The 24,630-nt window shown below is 54.3% G+C and carries 28 protein-coding genes and 1 pseudogene; 13 read left to right on the top strand and 16 right to left on the bottom strand.

Annotated features, from left to right (window positions below; translation table 11 throughout):
* Window positions 1-252: 252 nt before the first annotated feature.
* The 3 genes and pseudogenes from ACW4TB_RS20910 (at window position 253) to ACW4TB_RS20900 (ending at window position 3,794) form a co-directional block, all read left to right on the top strand.
* Entirely contained in the window at window positions 253-2,322 is a 2,070-nt protein-coding gene (locus tag ACW4TB_RS20910; protein ID WP_033690316.1) for a putative bifunctional diguanylate cyclase/phosphodiesterase, read from the top strand.
* A 152-nt stretch (window positions 2,323-2,474) separates the two neighbouring features.
* Window positions 2,475-3,251: pseudogene (locus tag ACW4TB_RS20905) on the top strand (PAS domain-containing protein); the annotation flags it as partial.
* Window positions 3,246-3,794 (top strand): methyl-accepting chemotaxis protein, encoded by a 549-nt coding sequence (locus ACW4TB_RS20900; protein ID WP_230633870.1) that lies wholly within the window; start codon window positions 3,246-3,248, stop codon window positions 3,792-3,794. The pseudogene ACW4TB_RS20905 and the gene ACW4TB_RS20900, both read left to right, overlap by 6 nt.
* 132 nt (window positions 3,795-3,926) lie before the next feature.
* Here the strand turns inward: ACW4TB_RS20900 and tnpC are convergent, their stop codons facing one another.
* From tnpC to ACW4TB_RS20875, 5 genes are all read right to left on the bottom strand, one after another.
* Entirely contained in the window at window positions 3,927-5,474 is a 1,548-nt protein-coding gene (gene tnpC, locus ACW4TB_RS20895; RefSeq protein ID WP_034128274.1) for an IS66 family transposase, read from the bottom strand.
* A 61-nt stretch (window positions 5,475-5,535) separates the two neighbouring features.
* Window positions 5,536-5,871: an IS66 family insertion sequence element accessory protein TnpB gene (gene tnpB / locus ACW4TB_RS20890; protein ID WP_009682493.1), complete on the bottom strand. Its 336-nt coding sequence runs from the start codon at window positions 5,869-5,871 to the stop codon at window positions 5,536-5,538.
* A complete protein-coding gene (tnpA, locus tag ACW4TB_RS20885; RefSeq protein WP_009682494.1) occupies window positions 5,868-6,200 on the bottom strand; it encodes an IS66-like element accessory protein TnpA in 333 nt (110 codons plus the stop codon). Before tnpA ends, tnpB begins: the two co-directional genes overlap by 4 nt.
* 398 nt (window positions 6,201-6,598) lie before the next feature.
* The gene (locus ACW4TB_RS20880; protein WP_009682495.1) at window positions 6,599-7,108 is read right to left on the bottom strand and encodes a hypothetical protein; all 510 of its coding nucleotides are present in this window, start codon (window positions 7,106-7,108) and stop codon (window positions 6,599-6,601) included.
* Window positions 7,109-7,143: 35 nt separating this feature from the next.
* On the bottom strand, window positions 7,144-10,260 hold the full coding sequence (locus ACW4TB_RS20875; protein WP_455828505.1) for an LPD7 domain-containing protein: 3,117 nt from the start codon (window positions 10,258-10,260) through the stop codon (window positions 7,144-7,146).
* A 212-nt stretch (window positions 10,261-10,472) separates the two neighbouring features.
* Here ACW4TB_RS20875 and ACW4TB_RS20870 point away from each other — a divergent pair, with 212 nt between their 5' ends.
* Window positions 10,473-11,003 carry a hypothetical protein gene (locus ACW4TB_RS20870; protein ID WP_009682497.1) on the top strand — a complete coding sequence of 177 codons (531 nt, stop codon included), beginning with the start codon at window positions 10,473-10,475 and terminating at the stop codon, window positions 11,001-11,003.
* Window positions 10,990-11,682 carry a hypothetical protein gene (locus ACW4TB_RS20865; protein ID WP_009682498.1) on the top strand — a complete coding sequence of 231 codons (693 nt, stop codon included), beginning with the start codon at window positions 10,990-10,992 and terminating at the stop codon, window positions 11,680-11,682. The genes ACW4TB_RS20870 and ACW4TB_RS20865 overlap by 14 nt, the downstream gene beginning before the upstream one ends.
* A gap of 41 nt (window positions 11,683-11,723) precedes the next feature.
* Here ACW4TB_RS20865 and icmT read toward each other — a convergent pair whose 3' ends face one another.
* From icmT to mobA, 6 genes are read right to left on the bottom strand one after another with little or no spacing between them, the layout of a single operon-like run.
* Window positions 11,724-11,987, bottom strand: coding sequence for an IcmT/TraK family protein (gene icmT, locus ACW4TB_RS20860; protein WP_033690317.1), 264 nt, complete (start codon window positions 11,985-11,987; stop codon window positions 11,724-11,726).
* Window positions 11,977-13,155: a plasmid transfer ATPase TraJ gene (traJ, locus tag ACW4TB_RS20855; RefSeq protein WP_009682500.1), complete on the bottom strand. Its 1,179-nt coding sequence runs from the start codon at window positions 13,153-13,155 to the stop codon at window positions 11,977-11,979. Before traJ ends, icmT begins: the two co-directional genes overlap by 11 nt.
* Window positions 13,152-14,012 (bottom strand): type IV secretory system conjugative DNA transfer family protein, encoded by an 861-nt coding sequence (locus ACW4TB_RS20850; protein ID WP_009682501.1) that lies wholly within the window; start codon window positions 14,010-14,012, stop codon window positions 13,152-13,154. The genes traJ and ACW4TB_RS20850 overlap by 4 nt, the downstream gene beginning before the upstream one ends.
* Window positions 14,013-14,026: 14 nt before the next feature.
* Window positions 14,027-14,485, bottom strand: coding sequence for a DotD/TraH family lipoprotein (locus ACW4TB_RS20845; RefSeq protein WP_009682502.1), 459 nt, complete (start codon window positions 14,483-14,485; stop codon window positions 14,027-14,029).
* 60 nt (window positions 14,486-14,545) lie between these two features.
* Window positions 14,546-16,759, bottom strand: a complete 2,214-nt coding sequence (traI, locus tag ACW4TB_RS20840; RefSeq protein WP_193936644.1) for a TraI/MobA(P) family conjugative relaxase — start codon at window positions 16,757-16,759, stop codon at window positions 14,546-14,548.
* Window positions 16,759-17,061 carry a plasmid mobilization protein MobA gene (mobA, locus tag ACW4TB_RS20835; RefSeq protein ID WP_009682506.1) on the bottom strand — a complete coding sequence of 101 codons (303 nt, stop codon included), beginning with the start codon at window positions 17,059-17,061 and terminating at the stop codon, window positions 16,759-16,761. Before mobA ends, traI begins: the two co-directional genes overlap by 1 nt.
* A 246-nt stretch (window positions 17,062-17,307) precedes the next feature.
* On the opposite strand from mobA, the gene ACW4TB_RS20830 reads away from it, so the two are divergent.
* From ACW4TB_RS20830 to ACW4TB_RS20800, 7 genes are all read left to right on the top strand, one after another.
* The gene (locus tag ACW4TB_RS20830) at window positions 17,308-17,736 is read left to right on the top strand and encodes a hypothetical protein (RefSeq protein WP_009682507.1); all 429 of its coding nucleotides are present in this window, start codon (window positions 17,308-17,310) and stop codon (window positions 17,734-17,736) included.
* An 11-nt stretch (window positions 17,737-17,747) separates the two neighbouring features.
* On the top strand, window positions 17,748-18,452 hold the full coding sequence (locus tag ACW4TB_RS20825; protein ID WP_009682508.1) for a nucleotide-binding protein: 705 nt from the start codon (window positions 17,748-17,750) through the stop codon (window positions 18,450-18,452).
* Window positions 18,445-19,074 (top strand): hypothetical protein, encoded by a 630-nt coding sequence (locus ACW4TB_RS20820; protein ID WP_009682509.1) that lies wholly within the window; start codon window positions 18,445-18,447, stop codon window positions 19,072-19,074. Before ACW4TB_RS20825 ends, ACW4TB_RS20820 begins: the two co-directional genes overlap by 8 nt.
* Before the next feature lie 99 nt (window positions 19,075-19,173).
* Window positions 19,174-19,674, top strand: coding sequence for a hypothetical protein (locus ACW4TB_RS20815; RefSeq protein ID WP_009682510.1), 501 nt, complete (start codon window positions 19,174-19,176; stop codon window positions 19,672-19,674).
* 35 nt (window positions 19,675-19,709) lie between these two features.
* Window positions 19,710-19,958 carry a hypothetical protein gene (locus ACW4TB_RS20810; RefSeq protein ID WP_009682511.1) on the top strand — a complete coding sequence of 83 codons (249 nt, stop codon included), beginning with the start codon at window positions 19,710-19,712 and terminating at the stop codon, window positions 19,956-19,958.
* Window positions 19,959-20,029: 71 nt separating this feature from the next.
* Window positions 20,030-20,554: a hypothetical protein gene (locus ACW4TB_RS20805; protein WP_009682512.1), complete on the top strand. Its 525-nt coding sequence runs from the start codon at window positions 20,030-20,032 to the stop codon at window positions 20,552-20,554.
* Window positions 20,554-21,501, top strand: coding sequence for a tyrosine-type recombinase/integrase (locus ACW4TB_RS20800; protein WP_009682513.1), 948 nt, complete (start codon window positions 20,554-20,556; stop codon window positions 21,499-21,501). The genes ACW4TB_RS20805 and ACW4TB_RS20800 overlap by 1 nt, the downstream gene beginning before the upstream one ends.
* Here the strand turns inward: ACW4TB_RS20800 and ACW4TB_RS20795 are convergent.
* Genes ACW4TB_RS20795 through ACW4TB_RS20780 form a run of 4 tightly spaced genes read right to left on the bottom strand, consistent with a single transcriptional unit; the run spans window position 21,483 to window position 23,409 of the window.
* Window positions 21,483-21,824 carry a hypothetical protein gene (locus ACW4TB_RS20795; protein ID WP_125854363.1) on the bottom strand — a complete coding sequence of 114 codons (342 nt, stop codon included), beginning with the start codon at window positions 21,822-21,824 and terminating at the stop codon, window positions 21,483-21,485. The two genes, ACW4TB_RS20800 and ACW4TB_RS20795, sit on opposite strands and share 19 nt — an antisense overlap.
* A complete protein-coding gene (locus ACW4TB_RS20790; RefSeq protein WP_009682515.1) occupies window positions 21,821-22,057 on the bottom strand; it encodes a hypothetical protein in 237 nt (78 codons plus the stop codon). Before ACW4TB_RS20790 ends, ACW4TB_RS20795 begins: the two co-directional genes overlap by 4 nt.
* A 30-nt stretch (window positions 22,058-22,087) precedes the next feature.
* Window positions 22,088-22,501, bottom strand: coding sequence for a hypothetical protein (locus ACW4TB_RS20785; protein WP_009682516.1), 414 nt, complete (start codon window positions 22,499-22,501; stop codon window positions 22,088-22,090).
* A 53-nt stretch (window positions 22,502-22,554) separates the two neighbouring features.
* Entirely contained in the window at window positions 22,555-23,409 is an 855-nt protein-coding gene (locus tag ACW4TB_RS20780) for a DNA sulfur modification protein DndB (protein WP_255751494.1), read from the bottom strand.
* A 229-nt stretch (window positions 23,410-23,638) separates the two neighbouring features.
* Here ACW4TB_RS20780 and ACW4TB_RS20775 point away from each other — a divergent pair, with 229 nt between their 5' ends.
* Window positions 23,639-24,040 (top strand): AsnC family protein, encoded by a 402-nt coding sequence (locus tag ACW4TB_RS20775; protein WP_009682518.1) that lies wholly within the window; start codon window positions 23,639-23,641, stop codon window positions 24,038-24,040.
* A gap of 80 nt (window positions 24,041-24,120) precedes the next feature.
* Here ACW4TB_RS20775 and ACW4TB_RS20770 read toward each other — a convergent pair whose 3' ends face one another.
* The gene (locus ACW4TB_RS20770; RefSeq protein ID WP_009682519.1) at window positions 24,121-24,621 is read right to left on the bottom strand and encodes a hypothetical protein; all 501 of its coding nucleotides are present in this window, start codon (window positions 24,619-24,621) and stop codon (window positions 24,121-24,123) included.
* Between the last annotated feature and the right edge of the window lie 9 nt (window positions 24,622-24,630).

The following is a 24,630-nucleotide window of genomic DNA, read 5'->3' as shown; positions in this document are numbered from 1 at the left end:
CGGGTATTTCATGCAGCCAACACTCGGTTCCTATTCCAAGGCCTTCAAAGCCCAGGTCATTCAATATGGGTGCCCAGCACGGCACTACAATTGCCAGCATCGCATTCAGCCGTAAGCGTGCCCGTGGAAGTCGCAAGGCTGGCATGACGCTTTTTTTTGTAAAATTTTTGACGATAGGATGAAGCGTACTCTTCAGAAACTGCTCGTGCCGCCGATGGCCCAGAGGAGCCAAATTCAACCTTCGGGGTTTCAATGCTAGTAAGCAGCTATAACAGCGTGTATGTGCTGTTTTCCTTCGCCGTAGCGATCCTGGCGTCTTATACCGCGCTGGACATGACTGGTCGAGTCACCCGTACCGAAGGCAAAGCATCGGCACTTTGGCTTGCCGGTGGATCTTCCGCCATGGGCACGGGCCTCTGGTCGATGCATTTTATTGGCATGTTGGCCTTCCAACTGCCCATCGAGCTGGGTTACGACCCGACGCTGACTGGCTTATCGTTGTTGATCGCCATCGCCTCCTCCGCCTTTGCTTTGTGGCTAGCATGCCAGACGGAAATGCCACTGCCGCGTTTGCTGCTTGGTGCGGTGCTCATGGGTATCGGAATTGCATCCATGCACTACGTTGGAATGGCGGCGCTGCTGATGAATCCTGTAGTGGAATACGTTCCGTCTTTGTTCGCGCTATCGGTGCTGATTGCTATCCTTGCTTCGGGCGTGGCTTTGTGGATCGCTTTCCGCCTGCGTGGCGAAGGTCAGTACATCAATCGTACACGCATCGGCGCCTCGTTAATTATGGGGTGTGCCATTGTTGGAATGCACTATACCGGAATGGCGGCTGCCCAATTTCCTATCGGGAGCGTGTGCGGAGCGGTCAATGCAGGCATTGATAGCAACTGGCTAATGGTTTTGGTGATTCTGATCACGCTGGCTGTCTGCGCTATTGCCTTGATCGTATCAATGCTTGACGTCCGCACCAGCATACTTGCCAGCTCCCTTGACCTCGCAAACAGTGAACTGGTGCAGCTAGCTCTTCACGACAATCTTACTCGCCTCCCTAACCGTATCCTCCTAAACGACCGTCTTCAGCAAGCGATTCATAAAGCCATCAGGCAGAAGAGCCACTTTGCCGTACTCTTCATGGATCTGGATGGTTTCAAAGCTGTTAACGATACTTACGGTCATCACACTGGCGACCAGTTGCTTCTGCAAGTAGCAAAGCGAATCAACGACGCCAAACGCGGCGAAGATACGGTGGCTCGCCTCGGAGGCGACGAGTTCGTTCTGCTTATCGATCCCGGCGAACCTGAAGACGCTGCGATGTTGGCGCAACGCTTGGTGGAAAATATTCGATTACCTTACGTACTTGGGCGGCAGACAGTGCATGTGTCCGCTAGCATCGGTATCGCTATATTCCCAGAAAATGGCCTAACCGAGCATGAGCTGATGGTCAATGCCGATGCGGCTATGTACCACGCCAAGGAGCAGGGCCGCGATGGCTACTGCTTCTTTGAAAAAGCTATGAACGTTAACGCTCACCTGCAGTTGGAAATGCAACAGGATCTGCGGTGCGCACTGGATCGGAATGAATTTATCCTGCACTTCCAGCCGAAGATGCTCGCCCCAAATGGCCCTATGATCGGCGTTGAAGCTTTACTGCGTTGGAACAAGCCAGGTTTTGGCTTGGTGCCGCCCGTCCGTTTCCTGCCCTTGGCAGAGCGTACTGGATTGATCGTGCCAATCGGTAGCTGGGTAATCCATGAGGCGTGCCGGCAGATGGCCGAATGGCAAGCGTTAGGCGAAGGTAAAGACGAATGGAGTATTGCGGTCAACATTTCGACGGTACAACTGGCCCATGCAAAGCTCGTTGATGTCGTGCGCAATGCCCTGCAAAGCAGTGGCCTGCCCCCCCGTTTCCTGACACTGGAAGTTACCGAATCTACGGCGATGCGGGACGCTGAAGCTGCTTTGATTGCTCTTGATCAATTGGCAGCATTGGGCGTGAATATCTCCATCGACGACTTTGGTACCGGTTATTCCAGCCTGCTTTATCTTAAGCGCCTACCAGCCAACGAACTGAAGATCGACCGAGGTTTTATCACCGAGCTGGCTAAGTGTAACGATGACGCGGCTATCGTTTCGGCCATAGTAGCGCTCGGTAAAACGCTGGGGCTGAGGATCGTTGCAGAGGGTGTGGAAACCGCTGAACAACAACAGATGCTTACCGAGTTGGGTTGCGACATTTTGCAAGGTTACCTGCTGGGCAAGCCGATGAGCGCAGAGAGGATGCTGGAAAGCTTAAGCGCGACCAAGACTCTAGCGTGATACTGCACAAGCCATAGATTCAAGTTGGTGCTTGCTGGTGCAATTTGCAGACCCGCTACATCACCTGATTTAAGCATCAGTTAAACATTCGAATTGGGATTTACGGCTTCTCCTCATTCGTCCGATAGTAAAATTCACTCTAAGGCTAATCAATGTTCAACAAGGCAATCAAGCAGACCTTGGCTGAGGCTCTGCAAAAGCTTCAGGCCGCAGAAGCAAGGGCCGTGGCCGTTGACCGTTCGACGGCAACAATTGAATTTAAACCCGATGGCACCATCATAGGTGCCAATGAGAACCTTCTTACCACCATGGGCTACCGACTGGAGGAGATCGTCGGACAGCACCATCGTATTTTCTGTTTTCCTGATTACCAGGCGAGTGCCGACTATCGTAAGTTCTGGCAGCGCCTGGCTGGTGGCGAGTACATACGTGAACGTTTCCTGAGGCGTAATAAGCAAGGCCTGGAGGTCTGGCTCGAAGCCAGCTACAACCCTATCCGAGGCGCCGATGGTCGCGTCGAAGGCGTGCTGAAGCTGGCCACCGACATTACTACTCAGGTGATCCGTGAGCAGGAGCAGAGCAGCATGGTTCAGGCCATCAGTCGCTCGATGGCTGCGATTTCCTTTAACTTGAAAGGTGAGGTTCTCGACGCCAACGAAAACTTCGAGCAGGCCATGGGCTATCGCCTGGATGAGATTCGGGGAAAGCACCACCGCATGTTCTGCACACGAGGTGAAGCGGACTCTCCTGAATACCGCGATTTCTGGGAGCGACTGAACCGTGGTGAGTTCTTCTCTGGACGCTTCCAGCGACTCAACCGGCATGGCGATACCGTCTGGCTGAGCGCAACCTACAACCCGGTATTCGATGCCAGTGGCCGGCTTTACAAAGTAGTTAAGTTTGCCCGTGATATTACGTCCCAAGTGCGCCAGCAGCAGGCAGAATCCGATGCAGCCACGCTCGCCTACAATATATCCCAGCAGACGGACAGAAGCGCTCGCCATGGTGCCAAGGTCATTAGTGAAACGGTCGAGGTGGTACAAGGCATAGCAGCCGAGCTCTCACGAGCGGCTGAAGGCATCACTGCAGTCAATCAGCAGTCAGAGATGATCCGCAGCATCGTGCAGACCATCCGAGGTATCGCCGAGCAGACCAACCTACTTGCTCTAAATGCTGCTATCGAAGCTGCAAGGGCGGGTGAACAAGGCCGAGGTTTTGCGGTGGTCGCCGATGAAGTACGAAACCTTGCAGCCCGCACGGCGCAGGCCACCGTGGAAATCGTCGATGTTGTGAAGCGCAACCATGAACTAGCGCAGGATGCTGTGGAGAGCATGCAGGCTAGTCGCCAAAAGGTCGATCAAGGCGTCGATTTGGTCAGCCAAGCCGGCTTTGTGATAGAGGAAATTCAGAGCGGAGCACGGCAAGTAGTCGACGCCGTGCGCCAGTTCGCCGAGGCAAAGGAAGAGCTCTGATGTAACTGTATCGGGCACAACCTCGTAAGGCTGTTCCAATTTCTCACGATAAGCGTGCTTGTCCAATATGACATCATCGCTGCTTACTGGGCGCAACTGAACGTTTGCATCCGAGCATCACGTCTTACGCAATTAGACCGGTTGCCAAATATGCGGCAGCAAATGATCGATTTCACTCGCCCGCTGCGTCGGCAGGCGTGTGAGCACGTCCTTCAAATAGGCATACGGATCATGACCGTTGAGCCGCGCAGACTGGATCAAACTCATGATCGCCGCCGCCCGTTTTCCGCTGCGTAGCGACCCTGCGAAGAGCCAGTTCTTGCGTCCAAGAGCCCATGGTCGGATCTGGTTCTCTGCCCAATTGTTGTCTATGGGTACAGCCCCGTCATCGAGGTAGCGCGACAGCGCTGCCCAGCGTTTCAGGCTGTAATCGAGTGCTTTGCTGATGGCTGAGCCTTCGGGCACAAGGTCGCGCTGGGCGCTCATCCAGACATGTAGCATGTCCATTACCGGGACGGCTTTTTCTTTCCGTATTCGCCGCCGTAAATCCGGCTCCAGATCGCGGACTTCGCTCTCGATTTCGTACAACAACTGGATATAGCGCAGGGCTTGCTCAGCAAGCGTGCTTTTATTCGTAGCGTGCAGCTCGAAGAATTTGCGCCGTGCATGGGCCATGCAGCCGATTTCGGTCACGCCGAGTTCGAAGCTGGCTTTGTAACCGCCAAAATCGTCACAGACCAGCTTGCCCCTCCAGCCTTGCAGGAAGTTGCGAGCATGCTCTCCGGCACGGCTGGGGCTGAAGTCATAAACCACCGCTGCCACATCCGAGAACTGGCTGGTGGCGTAGGCCCAAACATAGGAACGGTGGGTTTTCTTTGTTCCCGGCATGAGCATTTGCACGGGTGTTTCATCGGCATGAATAATCTGCTGCCCGAGTACCACTTCGCGCAGCGCATCGACCAGCGGCTGCAACTGAACCCCAGTCACGCCAACCCATTCGGCCAAGGTTGAGCGTGGAATCGCCAGGCCCGCTCGACCGAAGATCGATTCCTGACGGTAAAGCGGTAAATGGTCAGCAAACTTGGCAATCATGACGTGGGCCAGCAGCCCAGCGGTTGGGATGCCCTTGTCGATGATCTGAGCCGGAACCGGTGCCTGGATAAGCGTTTCGCAGTCATCGCAGACCCATTTGCCACGTACATGACGCTCGACGGTGAACACGCCCGGTGTGTAATCCAACTTCTCACTGACATCTTCACCGATGCGTTTCAGCGCGCAGCCGCATGGGCAGTGAGTGTTGTCAGGTTCGTGATGGATCAGTGTGCGTGGAAACTCAGCCGGCAATGCAGTGCGCTTGGGCTTCTGCTTTTTCTCGGTCGCCGCTGGCACTGTTTGCAAGGCCTGAAGCTCTGCTTCAATCGCTGCGATATCTGTATCGATCAGGTCATCGAGCAAACTGGCCTGCTCAGGATTCATCTGCTCGCTGCGCTTGGCAAATTTCAAGCGCTTGAGCTGCGCAATTTCGAAGGTCAGCTTCTCGATCACCGTCTGATCGCGGTTGATCTTCTTGCCCATGGTTTCGACCGTCTTACCCATTGTTTCGACTTGCGAGAGCAATTGCGCAGCTAAGGCACGCAGTTGGTCGGGAGTCATTTGGTCGAGATTGGGAGAAGAAGTCATGCGCCGAATTTTGCCAGAGCAGGCGCTTCGCGGCGATAGACCGATAGGCTAATGGCAGCCGTTAAAGCAGTGTGATCGAGCCGCCGGAACCTGCTCGTTGCCATGGCAGGCCCAATACCAAGGCTTGGAGTTGCTCGGTGTCCAACTGCATTTCAGAGCCATGACGAATGCTTGGCCAGTGGAACTTGCCCTGGCTCAACCGGCGCGCCGCCAGCCATATGCCGAAGCCGTCATGCACCAGCACTTTCATGCGATTGGCGCGGCGGTTGGCGAAAAGATAAGCACAGTGCGGCTGCGCCGCACCGAACACCGCAATCACCTTGGCTAATGCCGTTTCGGTACCAGCGCGCATGTCCATCGGCTCGGTGGCGAGCCAGATGGAGTCGATGCGAATCATCGCAGAAGGTCTCGAAGAAAGGTCGCGCAGGCAGCAGCATTTTCAGTGGGCCAGTTCACTGTGACGGTGCCACGCGGGTGCTGTATTTCAACGCAAATATTCGATGATGATGTGTGGGATTTCGCCCCTGCCAGCGGCACGGGTAACGGAATAAATGCAGGTTGCAGCGCCGTGCTTTTCTGCGCTTGCAGGCGAATCCATTTGTGGACGAGGTTTGCGTTGAGGTTATGGCTGAGTGCGATGCTGGCAATCGAAGCACCGGGCTGGGCACACTCTTGAATGACCTGAGCTTTGAAGGATTTGGAATAGGAACGGCGTGTTGGCTGCATGAAATACCCGCTTAAAAGGCTAGAACTGGTGCCCACTTAAATGTAAGTGCACACCATGTCTTGGCTTTGCAGGGCTGGGTAGATGACTTGGCCGTACGCATACCATCCGGTTCGAAAACCTTCGAGATATGTGATCGATGCAGCCAGTGGTAGTAGTCATGATCTCGCCATCCTTTTGGAAACCGAGTCGCAAGCTCACTCCAGTCGGTCAAGCTGTAATGATCGGGGTAATTGCAATCAGCATTGGATGTGAATACCCAGTACAACCTTCCGATAGCCGGATGAACCGTGCTGACAAAAACTTCGCTCATGGCCGATCCTCCTTAAGCGCCGCCGCGCCGGCCGTAACTCTTCACTCCGAAAACCAAAAGCCCGCGAATCCGCGGGCTCGATGGTTTTTATTTCCAAACCTCATTCCAATTTGTCGACGAATCGGCCGCGTCACTGGTGTGTCCGACCTCTACAGGGTTGCTGATATGCGTATCGCCGCTACCGACAACGGTGCCAAGGCCGGTATCGTTGACGCCCGTTTGATTGACAGCATCAGTTACGGCCCCGTTAACCTCGCTCATGACTCCGTTGATCTGTCCATTCACCTCGGAAATCACACCGTTTACTGAGGAGCTGGCGATCGAGCAAACCTTGTCCTTGATCATTTGCCAGATGGCAGACAGATCAGGGAAAGAGGTGGTGCTGAATATGCCGGTGATCCCCCCGACACATTTGCCCAAAATGTCTGACGATGTCTGAGCAGCCGTTTGGTTGGTGTCGGCCGCGTCCTGATCTCGAGCCAGGCCGGCCTCACCACCACGCACCGCGGCTTCTCCGCTACGGCAGGTGGCAGCATGGGCTGTCACAGCCGAGCTCATGAGCAGCACAACGAGTAACGCGCGGGTCAGTGTCTTCATACCAGTCCTCCAAGAACATTCAACGGCCAGGAGCATCAAGCTCGTGCCCGGGATTTAACAGCGGGTTGCGCCGGGCTGGGCTGTTGCTTGACGGGCTCCGTCAGAGCCTCGGGCTTTGGGGAAGCGCTTGATTTCTCCCGCTCTTTACGTTGCTCGAGGAAACCCAGCTTGCGGTGCATATCCTCATCAACGTGCTTGGTAACCTTTGCCTTGAGGATCTGGTTATCAACGTTGAAAAGCACCTCATCGAAGTAAACGGCTTTCCCGTCGCCGCGGCGATTAACCGCGTTCCCGAAGCCGATCTGCGTCCACTTCTGGTCGCTTCCATCGTTGTTCGGCTGGGACAGGGTGATAAAGTTAGGCTTGATCTCACCGGTACCTGGGTCGGGGTTACGCTCATTGATGAACGCAAGGACCTGGTGCTTCTCACCGTTGACCTTCACGTATCCCTGTAGGTAATCCCCACTGCCCTGGTACAGGAGCACTGTGGTGTCGTACTGATCGTTATCCAGCTTGGTCACACCGCGAAGGATGAGTTTCTGTCCCGTATTGCTGTCAGCGTTTGCCATACCAACCTCCTGAGGAGTGGTTGAGTCACTGGTTGAAGCGCCGGTAATGTCCCCGGGTACACCGGAGTTGCTCGACCTGCCTTGAAGGCCAGCGCCAAAGCCTTCAATCTGGGATTCGGGGGTATGCTCATCCTTGATAAAGGCTTTCGCCATGATCCAGTCGTACTCGTTCACTGGTGCCGGCACAGGACGGCCTGTTTTGTCGAACCAGTAGTACTGATCGGTCGCAGGCTCTGGCCCAAGAGCGGCCAGATCGTGCTCAAGCTCTTCCAGCGACTTGCTCCAGGTACTGATGGCCTCAGACTGATCTCGCCACCAGGCGGCGGCGTTTACCGCAACAAGGTTCTCAGCCTGTTGCAGATCGGATTCCCCAAATGGCACTCCCTCAGTTGCCTGGAAATGTCGCTGCTCGACCGCTGCTGCAGCTAAATCCCCCAGTTCTACTTCATCAGCAGCCTGTGGAGCTTCTCCTGTACAGTCCAGAGTTCTGGACTTCTCGTACTCGGAGATAGCACCAGCAAGCACGGCGATATCCGCGCCTGGATCGTTGATCATTGGCTGGGGGATGCGCTGACCATTAAGGAAGGTTGCAGGAGCGCTCTCGAGCTTGCCCGTCCCGCACAATTCAGTGTGGATACCGGTCGGTTGCCCTTCACGGTCGAAATAGGCAATGGAGTACGTGACACCATCGACCCTTTCCGATTCGTTCACTAGACCAATTTTCGCGGTGTAGCCGTGCTTAGCAGCCTCGCTGTTCAGCAATTCCCACCTAGCTGAAGGCGTCGTATCTGAGTCATAGGGATACTGGCTGTAGCTATCCAGCGTGAACGACTCCAAAACTTCTGTCGGAATTGAATCCGTCGAGGAGCGAGGGGGGATATCTGTGCCTTGATGATTTTTCAGTGAGGCCAGATAAGCAGCATCTATCTGTTCAATTGCTTCGATGACTTCATCTGGATCCCAGCAATTCTCTAACTGGTACATCCGGTCAAACTCATTGCTGCCAGGCTCGGGCAGTGGCCCGTACTGCTTATCAGCGTCTGCCAGCAGCTCTCTAGCTATGGCGTAACCCTCTGATGCTTCCATCTGCCCGCGGAAGTGCGTATTGAGCTTGCCGAGCTCACTGTCCAGCTTGGCTTGGAACGCGGCGCGATATTTTGCCTCGGCCATGCAGCTTTCGATTGTCCGCAGTCCTTCCGGAGAGCTGTCATGCTCCCACATGACTGCCATAGCGTGATCCTCGGCCCGATACGGCAGCAAATCAGGGTAGTCATTGATATCACCTGTAGGCAGACCGATTGACTCAACGAATCTCGCATCGCGTCCAGCAACTGTGAGGGACTCAGCTGCCAACGGTTCGACTGGGGGGGCCTGCTCACGATCAGCTTTAGCAAGCAGAACGGCTTCCCACTCATTACGATGAACCGTTTTTTCTTCGTAACGCTCGACACGGCCATCGCTGCCACGTACCGGCACCTCTACCGTCACCTGCTTACGACCCAAGTTATTCAACGTGACGGTATCGCCTGCTGCGATTTCGTTCTCGCGGAACACTCGGGCCAGATCTACCCCCCAGGTAACACGCTCTTCTCCGTCGCTATTGCGCAACTTCACGTAGAAGCTTTTGCTTTGCTTCTTGTCGAAAAGATACGGCGCCGGGCCGAAATCTACGATCACACCCTCACGGGCATTCACAGGTGTAGGATCATTTGCGGCCGGTTCTGCAGGTGATGCCGTTTCTTCGCTGGAGGTGCCCACCTTCTCAGCGGTTGCCTCGGTCGGTTTCGGCGTTTCAGTTTGCGCGGCGGCTTTGTCTGGTACAGCTGCAATGGGTGGCAAGCCGAGCAGTTCGCGGCGAATAGCTTCTTGTGCGGGGTTATTGAGTTCTACCGGAACCTCATGCTTGATCAGAACCGCGATCGCCCGGCGCTTAAACTCTTCACTGCCAGTGAGCTCGATAGACCCACCGAACTTCTGTTTCGCCATGTAGAGGCCGGCGAGAATGGCCATCTCATCATCTTTTGCTTCAGCCACCATGAGGATTTGCTGCCCATGGTCGATGAAAATAGGTCTGTCATGCAGGGAATAGAGGACGCTGCCATCGCGCCGCTCCTTGTAGGTGATCTCCTTCAAGAGCTCGCTAATCTGGATTTTTGGATCCTGATCAACACTTTCTTGATCTAAATCAGGGTTTCCACGGCCAAAACCGTTACCGAATGCTTCATGCCCCCTCAAATGCGAAATAATTTCGCTGTAAAGGGCCTGGTCTAGTTCCTTTAGCAATTCCGCATATGTATCGTATGCGAAAATATTCTGATAAACGGTAGTTGCTGCTTCAGCTGTATTCTTGGCGTCAATTGAGCGCCATGACGACAGGTCTGCAGCAACCCAATGTCTGACCAACGCAGTAGGGACGGCCGCAGCCTCTTCTTCGGAAGGTTGGCTATTTAGCCAGGCTTGGTACGCCTTAGCACGACGTTCGATCGCTTCACGGGGAGAGGCCTCCGTTGCCTGCGGCGAATTCAATCGCTCGTAGACAGCTTGGCGGAACTCTTGCATCAAGGCTTCGCTTACTTCGCTCATGGCAATCCTGCCTCCTTCCGGATGGTGGGGTAGTCCGTTGCCCTGAGCCCCCCGTGGAGGGGCTGGGTAAAGTTGGGTTTAGCGCGTCGCTCTGGGCTGGACCGTGACTGCTGAAATTTCGTATTGTGTATATTATTCAAAATTCAGCGGAATGGGAAGCTCCGCGCCCTAAGGCCCAGGAGGGCTACGTCTGCTACATTTGAGGGGATCAAATGTCCTTTGGAACTGATGAAATTCAGCCAATTTGTGGGACGGATTTGGAGAGATGGCGGATCGAGAACGGTCTGACCAAGGTTGCTGCTGCAGACGCCTTTGGCCTGCAGAAAGCGAAGTGGGAAGAGCTAACAGGCCCGGATAAGTCGGCTGAGCAGATCAACGACCCCGTGGTGGCTATGCTGCTTTTTCTCTACAGAACGCATCCTGAGTCTTCACCGGTGCAACCGCCGTTGGATATCAAGGATTTTTACGACTATTTAGGACTGCAAGATTCGCCTCAAGATCGAGATACGTTTGCCACCCTTATTGGTAGATCGCCACCCTCGGTTTACCGCTTGATGCTTCATGATGGCAAGCCCGGTCGGCCGGTCATGAAGTGGGTTGAGGCCTTGAAGCGCATGGATTTGACACCTAAACAGTGCAAACGCGTGATGCAGGATGTCGTAAGTAAGGTAGGTGAACGACAGAAGGTGGAAAGGGTCTTGATTCAGGGTTGGTCAAAAGGTGGCATTGGTGAGCACGACTGAGAAAACAGACTCGCACATTATCGAGCTCTCCAGCGTTTACTTCTACGCTGGCCCAGCGCCGCGGGCGATCGCCTTGAAGGACTGCGGCGCGCTACTCAACGGGCAACCTGGGGACGTGTTCCCGGCACTGTACGGGTATCAGAGCAAGCAGGACGGCTTTATGGCGGCTCGGGCGTACGCTGACAAAAACCGACTCCATTTTACTGTTATCGATTTCCTGGTGGAGCTTGATCACAAGCAGAATCCACTCATGATGAAGCCGGAGGACCTGGCCAACCACGACTTTGTGTCGTTTGCCAGAATGTCCAGGAGCATGATGGATGATCTGCAGGATCTTCTGCGGGAAAGGTTGGTCTGCGAAGGCTTGACCCCGACAAAGACTGAATTGGCGAAGCCTCATCTATTGCTGCAGCAACGCCCCGAGTTGTTGAGCACACTGACGGCCGCTCCGGACTGGGAACATATGAAGGTAATTGCCTATCCTGCCAAGGTGGCCTTCAGTGAGAAGCCATTGACGGTAGGAGTGCTCCCCCATAAACACTGGTCGGCAATCAAGGAGGCGACTTGCCGCCTCAACCCCGGTATCCGGATCACGTTAGAACCTCCAGGGCCAGCCAGTACCGACGCTGCACCATTGGCTGCACAAGCCAGCAGGGACCGAGGTCCTCGAGCACGCTGAACGACTGACATCAAAAAACCGCCTCTCAGGGCGGTTTTTTTCTAATCTCTGAATCGGTTCCTGTACCACCACGGCCGTGACACGATCCGACCTCCGCGCATGAAGCCCAGGAACTTGTTCCAGCAAACATCCAGGGTCCACCCAATATGAGCCATGACGCCGAAGCAGACGATGATCATCACTGCGGTGATCCATACCCACGGTTTATGCCCTACATACAGACAGGCCATCAACGGCAGATAAGCCCCGCAGGGTATGCCGAAGGCCTTGGGTGAGATTGATGCGCCTCTCCAGCTAGATGCCATGGTTTAGACCCTCCAACTCCCAGCGTTTCTTGAACTCTTTAGCGCCGGCCAGGCTGATGAACTCGCCAGCATCAATGCGATCCGCTTGGAACAAACGCCAGGCTTTGTCATCCAGGGTGGCCTCGGCCTTCTCCAGTAAACCCCGAATGAACCGGCCCCAGTCCGTGTAAGGAAGGGACTGTAGTTCATTGCGCACCTCACGATCGAACACCAGGTACTCACGGATCGCAGCTCGCTTGCCGTCCGTGGTTTTGAGCAGGCGTTGAACCAGAATGACACGTAAGGCACCGGCCAGGCGTGAAGCCATACCGGCTTGCTGGTCAGGTGGATAGGTTTGAATTGCACGGTTGATCGTCTCAGCAACAGACTCGGTGTGCATGGTGGCAAAGCATAAGTGACCAGTCAGCCCAGCCTCAGTCATTGCCTCGATCGTCTCGCGGTCCCGAGCTTCACCGATACCGATGATACTGGGTTTACGACGCATGGCATTCCGAAGTGCTTTCGGGAAGTCGCCAATGTCTCTACGCAGTTGCGATTGCGACGGTTGCGGTCCCAACCAGTGCGGACCACCAAGTACATACTCGATGGGGTCCTCATAGGTGATCACTTTCCGGTCGGGCATTTCTGTCCCTGCCTTCTTGTACAGGCCCGCGAGGAAAGTTGTTTTTCCAGACCCAGTGGGTCCGCAGACCAGAACCAGGCCCATTTCTGCGTAGCAGCCCCGGATCAAGTCGGGCTCGATTCCCATTTTATCGATATCAGGCAGATCCGACGGAATCACCCGCATGGTGATCGAATAAGCCTCATCGATGCTGGCTATGCGCGCTTGAACAAAGTTGGTCCGAAAGCGAAGCGTGGTACCCCGAGCCAGCCCAAACTCTTCTCCAGCCAGCTCCAAGGCACGGTCAACACCCTCATCACCCTGCTTGATCATGCTTTCAATTTCAGCGGACCAAGCCGACGCCATCAACGGTGATAGCTGACCTTGCTTGATTGTCGTCGTTGACGCTTTCAGTTGCCGTCCATGCAGCTCGACCCAAATGTAGTCGCCGCCTTGTACGAGAATGTCAGACACCCCCCGATCCGCACACAGCTTCAGAAAGCGCATGAAATTATCGGGAGACAAGTCGCCCTCGAAATTGTACGGATCGAATATTGGACTCGTCACTTGGTCGCACCATCACCGGTCTGCCGGTACTGCGTTTTGACCGTAGGGCGCCATTTTTTAGGATCAGTCTCGAACGTCGCACGGCCGGTTACGCGACGCAATTTGTCGCCAAGCATCATTTGCTTACCATCACCCGTAACAGTCTGCTGGCTTTCAGCCACGCTGGTCGAGCTGATCATGTCGTTCTGCAGAAGAGAGGAATAGAGGTGCATGCCGAGGTAATCGCGGGTCAAACGATTGAAATTGGCGGCGAGGATAGCGTCCGCTTGTTTGTAACCATCGTCCCAACCTTTACGGACTGCTACCTCCCAGATTTCAGCCTCGTCACTGTCTTGAGGGCGTGCTTCGAAGTCGGGCAGTTCAACACTGGCATTCAGAGGCAGGCCAACATAGAGGTAGTCACGCCAAGTAGGGGGAACACTCACAAACCGTTCCTCCCGCTCAATTTTGTAGACGCGATTCGCTGTTCGGACCTGGTCTTGAGAGAACGCAGCAACGTCCCGGGCTTCTACGATAACTGGTGGAAGCGTGCCGTTCTTAGCGATCATGGGAGCGAACTTGAACATTGCATCGAGTGACGGCGATCGTGCGTTAAGGCCATCAACCAGCTCACGAGCTCGAGCTGCCATACCGCCGCGGAAGCCGACAGTGTTACCCATGTCGGTCAGCAATTGATTGCGAATGTCGGTGACCTTGGTGGTCGCTTTTGACTGTGGTTTCAGCAACGAGTCGAGATCAGGCGGTGCCGTTTCAACGACTGGAGCGCTTGTCTGCCCGCTGGCATCAAGCTCGGGGGTTTCACCCGCATGGACAGCAAGCGAAACCATCAGAGGCAACAATGCGAAAATCCGCTTCATAGCGTACCTCCAGCTCAGGCCTGAGGCCGGTTGTAATGAAGTTCCAACTTCCCGGGCGTCTGGGTCACATTGGCGCGGTAGCCAACTTGGGAGCGAATCATCAGCATCAAGGTGTTGTAGGGCACCTTGTTTACATCGATGTCGACCGGCAGCGGCATACGCACGCCCATGAACGAGAACTCAAGCCCACGATCCCGAGCCAAGGCTGCTAACAGTTCGACTGCATCGCCCTGCCACTTGAGCGACACACGCTGCTTGTCGTCCACGATGGTCGACGGAAGGCGCATCACCACGCGGCTATTAATCGCGCCCTGCTGATATAGGTCGGCCTGAGCCATCTCAATGCGTTGCGACGCTTCGAGGATCTGTTGGTCGATCAGCTGCTGGGCCGATTCGTCCGGTTTCTTCGATGCGCAGCCCCCAAGGGCAAGAGCCAAGGCAACCAGTGCCAGTGGGTAACGTGTGTTGGCCATTATCAAACCCTCCGTTGATTTCGTATAGATACTATAATACGGAATGAGCACAAGCAAACACTATCCCCCCCGCGGGCCGCTTCTTGACCTCTGCTGTGCGTCCCGCTCGGCCTTGAGCTCACGAAGCAATTTTTCGAGCTCTGGATCTGCTAGCGCACCGCTGTATCGTTCATCGACCAAAGCCTCGATCAGCGAGCGCTTAAATTCGGCACTGCCGGTGATCCGCAACGGACCAGGTGGTGCCGTGTTCGGCATCGCGCGTAAGGCGCGGGTGATCAGCTCACTGTCTACCGCTTGGCCAGGGAAGTTGAACTGGCCGCCAAGGTCTACAAATCCCGGATCGCCAGCGGCCCGCCGGTAAATGACTGTGCCGTTTCTCCTAACTACACCGAGCATTCCATCGATCGACTGATATTTAGGATCGAGATCCCGGGCAAATTCGAAACCGTTAGCTCCTTCAGCCTTCGCTGCGCGTTTCTCGCCATATGTGAAACCTCGCAGCTGACTGATTGCCCCTGGATCACCGGTGGCTGCTTCTTGCTCAACCCATTCACGATAACTGAGCCTTTTATTAGAAGGATCATTCTTTAAATCTGCGCGCATTTTTGAAATCTTAGTTTTCAGTTCCTCTCTAGCTCTTAGTGTCTCGAACGCCAAGATACTGTAAAATGCTTTTCGATCCTTTGGATTTTTAATACGCAATTTGATATCCAGGCGCTGCTGTCTGGAGTCATCGCGTACGCGTTTGAATTGTTGCTTGACCCACTCTTTATCAACTCGGCGATATACAAATTTTGTCCGATAGGCTTCGTATCGGGCACGTAGTGCCCTGCGCAAATTAGCTCGCTCTGTGCGGCGCTGCTGACGATCTTCGGGATTCCGTCGTGGGCTTGCGAATTTTTCGTAACTCATAAGAGCCATCAGCTCTTGTGTAACTTTACGCTCCTCATAGTCACCAAGACGCTTTTCCAATCGAGCCTTAGACAAGGCCTCGTGCATGTCGCTTGCTTTGATAGGCACCAAGCTCTGTTCTTCAAGCGAATAAATACCCATGCCGCGACCTTTGGGTTTGATCCCCAACCCAAATCGCGCTAGTTCCGCGTGCAGTTTCTGCCAGGTAAGGCTTTTCTTTTTCAGAAGCGTTGCAATTGCATCGCGAGGTTCACCGCGAGAATAAGTGTGCAGACTTTCCTGGTCAAGATGACGTTCCATATCCGCAGCACGAGTAGGCTGTTTACCTTGAAATTTGGGTTTAGGCGCTGACCAGGCAATTTCAGGCGAGCCCTTTTTGTCTTTGACACTGTAGGGACCATTGTCATGAGTCCAACCATAGCGAAGCTCAAGCTCTCGCATTGCATAATCGAGCTTAAAATAATCTCTATCCGGGTACACCGCGTTATACGAATCGGGGTGAACCCGATTCACCGTCATGTGTAAGTGAACATTGTCCGTGTCATGATGGATAGCAAACACATACTGGTGCTCCGCCATACCGACCGCATCCATTGCATGCAGAGCACAATCGAAAGCTTGATCATCAGTTGGTTTCTCTGATTGCGGCCAGCTCAAGATGACATGGTAAACAGGATCCTTAACACGTGAATTTTGAGCCGCGACTGCTTTCATTTCTGCCGCGGCTGTCGCCAAGCTCAAGCAGTTGTGCTGGCAGGATACACCGGAACGTGTAACTTCCCTTACTGGTGCTCCGAGGAGGAGTCCGGATTCGAGCTCGGCGATAGCATTGAGCTCATCTCCTGCATCCCTTCTTTGAGCGGCTGCAGCATGAAACGCAAGGTTGGCTCCACGGGATCTTGCTCTTGCCGCAAAGTCAGGATGATTTCTAACAGCTTGTCGGAGATGGTTTGCTGCTGCTGCAAGATGGTGCTGAGCAACGGCAAGACGGCTTTCATGTCCATCAGCGCTTACCCCTCGTTCTGTGATGGGTCCAGGCTCGTCAATGCGGACTGGAACTGGGTGTTGATCCTGTTGATATCGACGCCAATTGGAATCAAGAGCAATTCCAATACTTCGAGCACGTTCTCGGATGGCATTTTGAGTTGCAGCATCAATTCGTCCAATCTCTCGCAAACGGTCTGCTGCTCTTTCGATATGTTCTCGAGCAGACTCAAGAATTGAGTCGTCTCTTCGGGTGTGGCCTGGATTGAGCTCATCCGTTTGTGTCTCCTTTTCTTCGTCACGTTCTGTCGCGTAGTCGACCAACGCCGAGAAGCTTGAGCTCCCATCGGCCCGTTTCGGTGGAACCTTCGCAAGCATTACGAACCGATCCTTTCGATAGCAGCTTTCAACGCCACCAGGATCTGTGCGTACTCTTTTGAAAGCTTCCCACCGCCTTCATTGAACAAGTGTTTCTGGAGGCCTCCGAGCCTCCGCAGTTCGTTGAGGATATGCCCCTCCACCTTAGACCTGGTACGTCTCCCAAGCGCAGCTGCGAGCATGAATTGACCCACGCTCTGGCCGCAGTCCTTCGCCTTGTCACGGACGATTTCCTCTTCATCCTCGAAGCACCGGATAGGTGGTAGCCGACCGGTGCGACGCCTTTGCTCACTGGTACTCATAAGCAGGATCCTCAGGTGTTCCAAGGGGTCTCGGGGCGCAGCCCTGAGCAGGGTGGTAGGCATCGCAAGGGAGTGAAACGACTGTCAGCGATGCCGGTTGGACGGACGCCATTTATGGCGGGAGTACAAACCCTACCCTGTCCAAAACTGTAGACCTAGTTTCGTATCAAGGCTATCGTACGGAACTTGACTACGCAAGGGATGCCCATAGAATCAGGGCATAGAGGACGTTAGGGGGACGGCAAAATGGGATTCACCATTTCGCAAATCGAGAAGCTCATGGGCGATCTCGAAAACCTGCCAGAGGTAGAACAACCGGACAAGCCGGTCTCAAAGCTGAAAGCAGTCGAGATGATGCAAGGATCGATAAAAGAGCTGCAATCACGCGGCTACAGCCTGGCGAAGATTTCCGAAATTTTGACTGCAGGTGGAATGCAAATTTCTGAGACAACGCTGAAAAGCTATCTCACTAGGGCGAGGGGTTCTGTGAAAGGCAAAACCCGGCGCACGCCAAAAGCCCGGGTTAAGTCTTCCGGCGAGGATCGCCAAGGCGGGAAAGAAAAATCCACTCAGGCCGGCGCGAAGGCGGCTCAGGGTGTACGTCAGGTAACAACCGGGGTAACACGAGATGGGAATCCCGGTTTCCAACCGAAAACAGATACGGATGACATTTGAGGAGCAACCCTATGAAAGAAAAATCGACTACCCAGGTTGGTCAAATCTACGTCAGCGGTGGTGGCAAAGGAGGCGTAGGCAAAAGCTTCACTACGATAGGTTTGGTTGACACTTTGATCCAAGCTGGATTCAAGGTCTTGCTGATTGAATCGGATACCTCCAATCCAGATGTTTGGAAGATGTATAAAGACGAAATAGAGTGCAGGCTGATTGATCTGGACGACGCAAACGGCTGGATTGACCTGGTCAACGTCTGCGACGAATTCCGCGATCACGTTGTGGTAGTCAACACAGCAGCACGGAACAATAAAGGCGTAGCTGCGTACGGAGAAACGTTGAACAGCACGCTCGGTGAACTGAACCGGAAACTCATCACTCTCTGGGTGATCAACCGACAGCGAGACAGTCTGGAACTGCTCAAGGAATATCGAGAAGCGCTGCCAGGATCAACTACTCATGTTATCCGAAATGCTTACTTCGGTGATGAAATCAAGTTTGAGCTTTACAACAATTCAAACATCAGGGAAAGCATCGAGGGCGCAGGCGGAAAGTCACTGATGCTGCCAGACTTGGCCGATCGGGTGAGTGATGATTTGTACAGCAAACGACTTTCGATCGGAAAAGCTTTGAAAGAATTACCAATCGGAAATCGCGCTGAACTGACCAGGTGGCGTCGCGATGTGAATAAGGTGATGGGGGAGGTTATCAATGGATGATATTGAGGTAGCTTTCGAGAAACTCTTAGGGAGGCAAGCCTCTGATAAAGAGGTGCAGGATCTCTATAGGGTTAAAAATGCATTGAATCTGCATAATAATGATTCGCTCTGGCTAATCTTAATGGCCTTGCAGTCCTACGACACGATGTATGCAAAGTATCCAGAGCTGATTGCCAGGCAGGTTGACAAACAAGTTGACAAGCATAAGTCATTGTTCGCCGAGATGGCAGACGCAGAAACAAAAAAGGCGCTCTCTACATTGTCCGTTGCTGTAAGCGAAGCTAGTCAAGCTGTTGCGCTGAAAGTTGCTGATGCCGCTCGATGGAGAGCCTGGGGATTCGTTTTATTCGCGCTTCTCTGTTTTGCCGGCTTGTGCATGACTGTCGGGTTTGTGCTTGGCAGCGGGCAGGTTCCTTATTGGGCTCAAATTGGCTCGGCAAGGGGACCACTCTTCAATATCGTCACGATAATCCTCAATGCCCCCGTCGGGTGGCTACTCCCCATTATCGCTGCTGAGTTATTCGGAGCAACATTCATATATCAAAAACCTACAATCAGGTCGGTCTTGTTGCTGGGGCTATTGCTGGCCTTATCGTTGCTTTCCCTGGGGTTTGTACTATGACAAGTGGGCCATTATTTTTTTTGGCCCATTTATTCCGTATGATACATACTATACGGAATTAGGATGTGTAATGACTCTACGTCAATACGGAGGTCAATTATGGAAGCGTACTCAAACATCAAGGCGTATCGCAGTGTCGGCCTGGACATCAAGGGCTACAAGGAAGCTGAGGCCTCCAGAGGCCTCGCGTGGTCCTGCAAAGTGTATCTCCACAAAAAAATGCTTGGGCTTGTATCCAACAATGGCGATGGCGGCATGACGCGGGTTGAAATCGATTATGCTCAGCAAACGAACTTGGTTGCGCAGTTGAAAGCGCAAGGCTACCAACTTCAATTGACCTTCCAAGGGCACGCTATGGATGAGCCAACTGAAACGCCAGAATGGCTCGACATGGCCATCACCCAGATGATCGATGAAGTTGCCCAGCTGCGGAGATTGAAACGTCTCGGCAAGACTCATCTGATCGTCCTGCAGCATTCGAACTCACCAGAATTCTCCTTCTATAAAGCGCCTCCTAGTGACACCTCGATTGCTCGTATTCGTCGTCAGCTGGGCCCGGATCTGGCCTGCGTCATGAATGCGGAAATTGCCGCCCTGTAGGGCATTTGATGCCCGATCACTGAAGGATGGACCCTATGGACTTGAAAGACATGCTTAGACAGCTCGATGAAGACCTGCTTGCCGAAATCTTGGAAGCCGCGCATTGCGCCCTGAATCGACCAGGTGCAGCCAAACGAGTAGCAAAAGCAATGAACACCTCGGTTGACCGTGTTCGGACCCTGGCCTACATCTCTGCCCAGCTCAACCTGTGTCCAAGGCTTGTGCCAGACATCAGCACAATGAAAGAAATGGAAGCATTTCAAGCGCGCTTGAGCGCTGCATAGCCTCCCTCCCCCCGCGTTCATAAATTGGTGATAAAATACGTTATCACCAATTTTGGACAGGGAGAGGTTTTGTGGACTGGTTTGACCCTCTGCGTGATTTTTTCGAACACACGCGCCGGAAATCCCCAAAAACGACCAAGCTCGAACAATCCGTTCAGTTAGTGACTGAACGGGAGAGTTCGCACCCGCTCCAATTTGGTTATCCGTCTCCGACCATTTACGCCGGCATTTATGCCGGCGCTACGCGCGTGGGTAGTATCGAATACGGTTTGAACCCGATCCTCGACCGCGTGTACGTTCACAAGATTGATGTGGACGATCAGCACCGCGCAAATGGCCATGGCCTGGCCACTTTAAAAGTGCTTCATGAACAGCACCGGGTTCCGATCGTGCCGGTTCATGTCTGGGGATCTGCACTAGGCTTTTGGTCGAAGGCAAAATCCGCCTTGGCAAAGTCTGGTGGCTCCATTGCCGCTGAAATCCGTGGTGAAGATGAGATGGATGCGGAAACTCAACGGTGGGAGCGATTACTGAACGCTAAGCCTGTCGATCCTGTAGATACCAGCACGCCTAATAGACGACGGCGGATGCGTTGATGAAAGACATTCAGATAACCAGGCAGCCTGGCAAACTCACTGAAGCGCAGTACCTGGCTCTATCTGAGGTGCCAGCTGCTACCGAGTGGTTGGCCAACATTGATAACCCGCAGACCCGCCGTGCCTACAGCATCGATATCGGCGATTTCACCGCTTTCGTGGGCATTGTCCATCCGGACCAGTTCAGAGAGGTTCAACGCGCCCATGTTCTAGCTTGGCGAGCTGACCTCGAGCGCAGAGTGTTGTCCGCCGCAACCATCCGGCGAAAGCTTGCTGCGTTGACCAGCCTGTTTGATCACCTGCTGGACAGCAACGCTGTGGCGGGAGGCAATCCCGTCCATGGCGTCAAGCGGCCTCCGAATGAAAGCAATGAAGGTAAAACGCCGGCGCTGGGCGACGACCAGGCCAAGGCACTACTTGATGCTCCAGATCTGGATAGCGTGAAGGGGCTTCGCGATCGAGCCCTGCTGGCGGTTCTCCTATACCACGGATTGCGTCGTGAGGAGGCAGCTATGTTGGATGTCGACGACCTGCAGGAACGCCGCGGCGTTCGTCATTTGAAGGTGCATGGCAAAGGTCGCAAGGTGCGCTACCTGCCACTCCATCCAGTGGCTGCAGAGCGGATCCACCAATACCTGGAAGCGGATGGCGAGCGGACCACGGGCCCATTGTTTCGCTCTGTTCGCGGACGGACCCCAGGGGCGCGTTTGCTGGCCAACGGTATTTATTCGATCATCGGGTTTTGGGCCAAAACGGCCGGCATTGCGGTGGCTGGCCTTGGTGTGCATGGGCTGCGGGCTACTGCCGCAACCAATGCTTTGGAGCACGAGGCTGATATCGCGAAGGTCCAGACCTGGCTGGGACATTCCAATATCAGCACGACGCGCCTTTACGATCGGCGTGGCCAGCGGCCGGAGGATTCGCCGACCTACAAGGTCAAATATTGACGCGGATTCTCCAGGGCATCATCAAACGCCGCGTTCGCACGTTCACGGAACAGATTGCGCCAGAAGATTGCCCATGGATTGAAAGCCAGAAACGGGCCGGTAACATAAATTGCGAACGTTTGAGAGATGTCCCCAGGCAAGCCGATTCGCTCAATCACCATTCCGAGTGCAACCGTAATGCAAACAGCCTTGATTGCACCGCAAACGACATTGACCAGCTGGTCCCGCCAAAGCATCCGGTCGCGTAGCGCAGCACGGATCGCAACTTTCCTGGCGGTATCGGCCGCGAGCCACATCCTCTCCATTTCTTCGAGCTCCTTCATACTGGCGACCAGTGCGTGGCACCGTTGTAGGCATCCCCCCCTTCAGCGATGAACACCTGACCGGCAGGGTCCACTGCGATAGCGCCTGGCTGCTCATGCTGAGGGTCGCGCAACTCATTTTTCCAACCGTATACGGTCCCCTGCCAGACCAGGACGATTCCTCCCTGATTGCATTGGTTGCTATCGCGCCAGTTCTGGGCTGTCTTCTGAAGGGTGCTGATTTCAAGTTCCATGAGTTCCTCCGCGAACAATCCATCCCGGGATTAGTGGAAATTTTTCCGATACAGCCAGTAGTACCCGCCACCCAGAATCGCTGCGAGCCCTACCCACTTCACCGCGCTCGAGGCCCACCAAGCAACCGGTGGCGTCTGCCCTGGAAACGCAAGGCCGACCGCTCCCCACTCTGTCATCCCAGGCCAAAGCCCTCCCCAGATCGACCCAACTGCCAGCGGTAGAACACCTACGGCAGTGATCATTCCAATACCATCAGGCTGGGTCTCGCACCAGAGACCTGTCCCGAGTATGCCGACCGCAATCAGCACCCCGAGCATCATCCAGGCGTGTGCGGCAAAGCTTACTTCCGGTAGCAACTGCAGCACACCGTGCGTGAAAGCCGCAGCGACTACAGCCACCAGCGCAGTACCAACCGGTATCAGCCTTTCAGTTCCTACAGACATATCGATCTCCTTGAAGTGTGATCGAGGCGCCTACGCGCCTCGCTGCGGTGTACTCACTTGATGATGCGCTGGTGCAATTCGGCCAGCGATTCCGGCATAGGAATGTTGGCAATCGAAAGCAGCTGAGCGGCAGTGGCTTTGGTCCCGTCGACCGTCTTCTGCATTTTGCCCAATACCACGCACCGATTCTCCCACATGCCGTCGCTCTTTGACGGTTGAAGCGCCTCGAGCGGTCTCAACACATGCCACTTGGCCTTGCCTGGATCAATGACCTTGGCGCTCTTCTCTTGAGGCGATAGATGCGTACCGTAAAACAGCGCTTCACGACCGAACGTCCCAAGCGCCTCCAGGAAGACCGCGTGTCCAATGACGAAATTCTCACGCACATCCGAGGCAGCGATCTTGCCGGAAACCATATTGCCCCACTGGGGGATGTACTTCTCACAACCTTCGAGGAACTCACGCACAAGATCGGCGCAGTCCATTAGCTCATCATCACTCAGGCCAGTGATAGTTTTCTCACTGAGCCCCGTAAGCAGTGTCACGAATTTTTTGAAGGCAATCAGGCTCCAGAGCTTGGACGAACGCATGCCCGGAGTACCGTTCTCGAAGTCGATCTTGCGCTTGATCGCAGGAAGCTGTGTGAGGAGATCCTGGAGCCAGGTGTTGTATGGATTGCGATGATCATACAGCGCATTGATCGCGCTGGACGGCTTCACCGCCTTGCTGTTGATGTCAGCAAAGATCTGTTGAGAGCGCTGCAGGCCTTGGTCAAAGTGAATCTGTACCGGCGCCGTTTCATGGCGCAGCGTCTCGTCGTTGCGCAGTGCCATTTCGATAGCCAGGCGCCGGTGCTGCCCATCATTGATCAGCATGGTGGCGCTCATGGGAATGTGTAGCGTGCCCAAGGGAGCACGCTTCTTTGGCGATCACTGCGTCGTACATTCCAGCCTCCGATTACCTGGTGAGAATGCACAAATGATAATATGCGTACGTACGTATGTACATACTTTTATGTGAAGGCAATGGCGCGGCGGCATAGCTAACACATATATGTATTAGGCTAAGTTTCTTCTACTGCGCTACCGTGCGCGTCTTCAAGCACTTCAACCGGTCACATCCAGCCTGGAAGCAGCGATGCCCAAATATTCCAAGATCGAACCCTACGACTGGCTTCTTGGCCAATGCTACGACCGCATTGTGGCCTACCTGGCGGGCACGACTACTAATGCGGTCCAGATCCGTCGGGCCAATAAAGGCATCCCACCATATGCGGACGACAAAACGATCAGCAAACCCTATGACCCGCTCTTGGGCACTATGTCGGACGTAGCCCTGGCAAAAATATTCTGCGTCACTGCGTACGAAATTGGCCGCCGGCGACGGCTATTGAAAGTGGATATTTACGAACCCCGCCAAGGGCAAAAGCTGGAAGATTTCGATCATCTTCTCCCGACCACAAGTAACGCGGAGATTGCACGCCGCGCAGGCTGCTCCAGACAAGCTGTCGCCCAGCGCCGCAAGAGACTGATCGTGTGAAGCCTGTCCTCCCTAGCGCGACGGTTGCCCATTTATAGCCTAAAACATATATGTTTTAGGCTAACTAACGCATCTATTTATTAGGCTCCTGAATTTCCTTGGAGCTCTTTGACCGCGGCCTCGACGCGGTCGACGTACTCTTCCTTGTGGCGCTCACGGATCACCGTCATCTCGTATATGAGCAAACTCACCTGCGGAGACAGCTGCGCTTCAATACTGGCCATGTCTTCCTGGACCACGCCAGATTTTTGCGCTGCGGTACGGCCAGGCGTACCAAAGAAAGTTAGCGCCTTTCGGAAATCTACCCCACGGCCGATTAGCCGTTCACACACGTGCTCAGCAACTGTAGGGGTGATGTCCAAGCCAGCATCACGAGCAATCACCAGCTCGGAAAACACTAATCCTCGCTTGCACCGCTTGTGCGCTGCAGCAACCCGTGCGCCGCATCGACCAGCCATAGACCTGGGATCCCCTACCCCAAGCGTCAGCATGTTCATAAACGCATCAAGAAGCTCGGCATACGCGGCCTCTATCTCCTCTTCATAGATCTGTAACAGCCTTTCTTTTTCGAGCACTTGCATAGTTTTGCC

It is taken from the genome of Lelliottia jeotgali, assembly GCF_977070485.1.
Note: the sequence above shows the minus strand (reverse complement) of the source record. Positions and strands in the feature narration are given on the sequence as shown.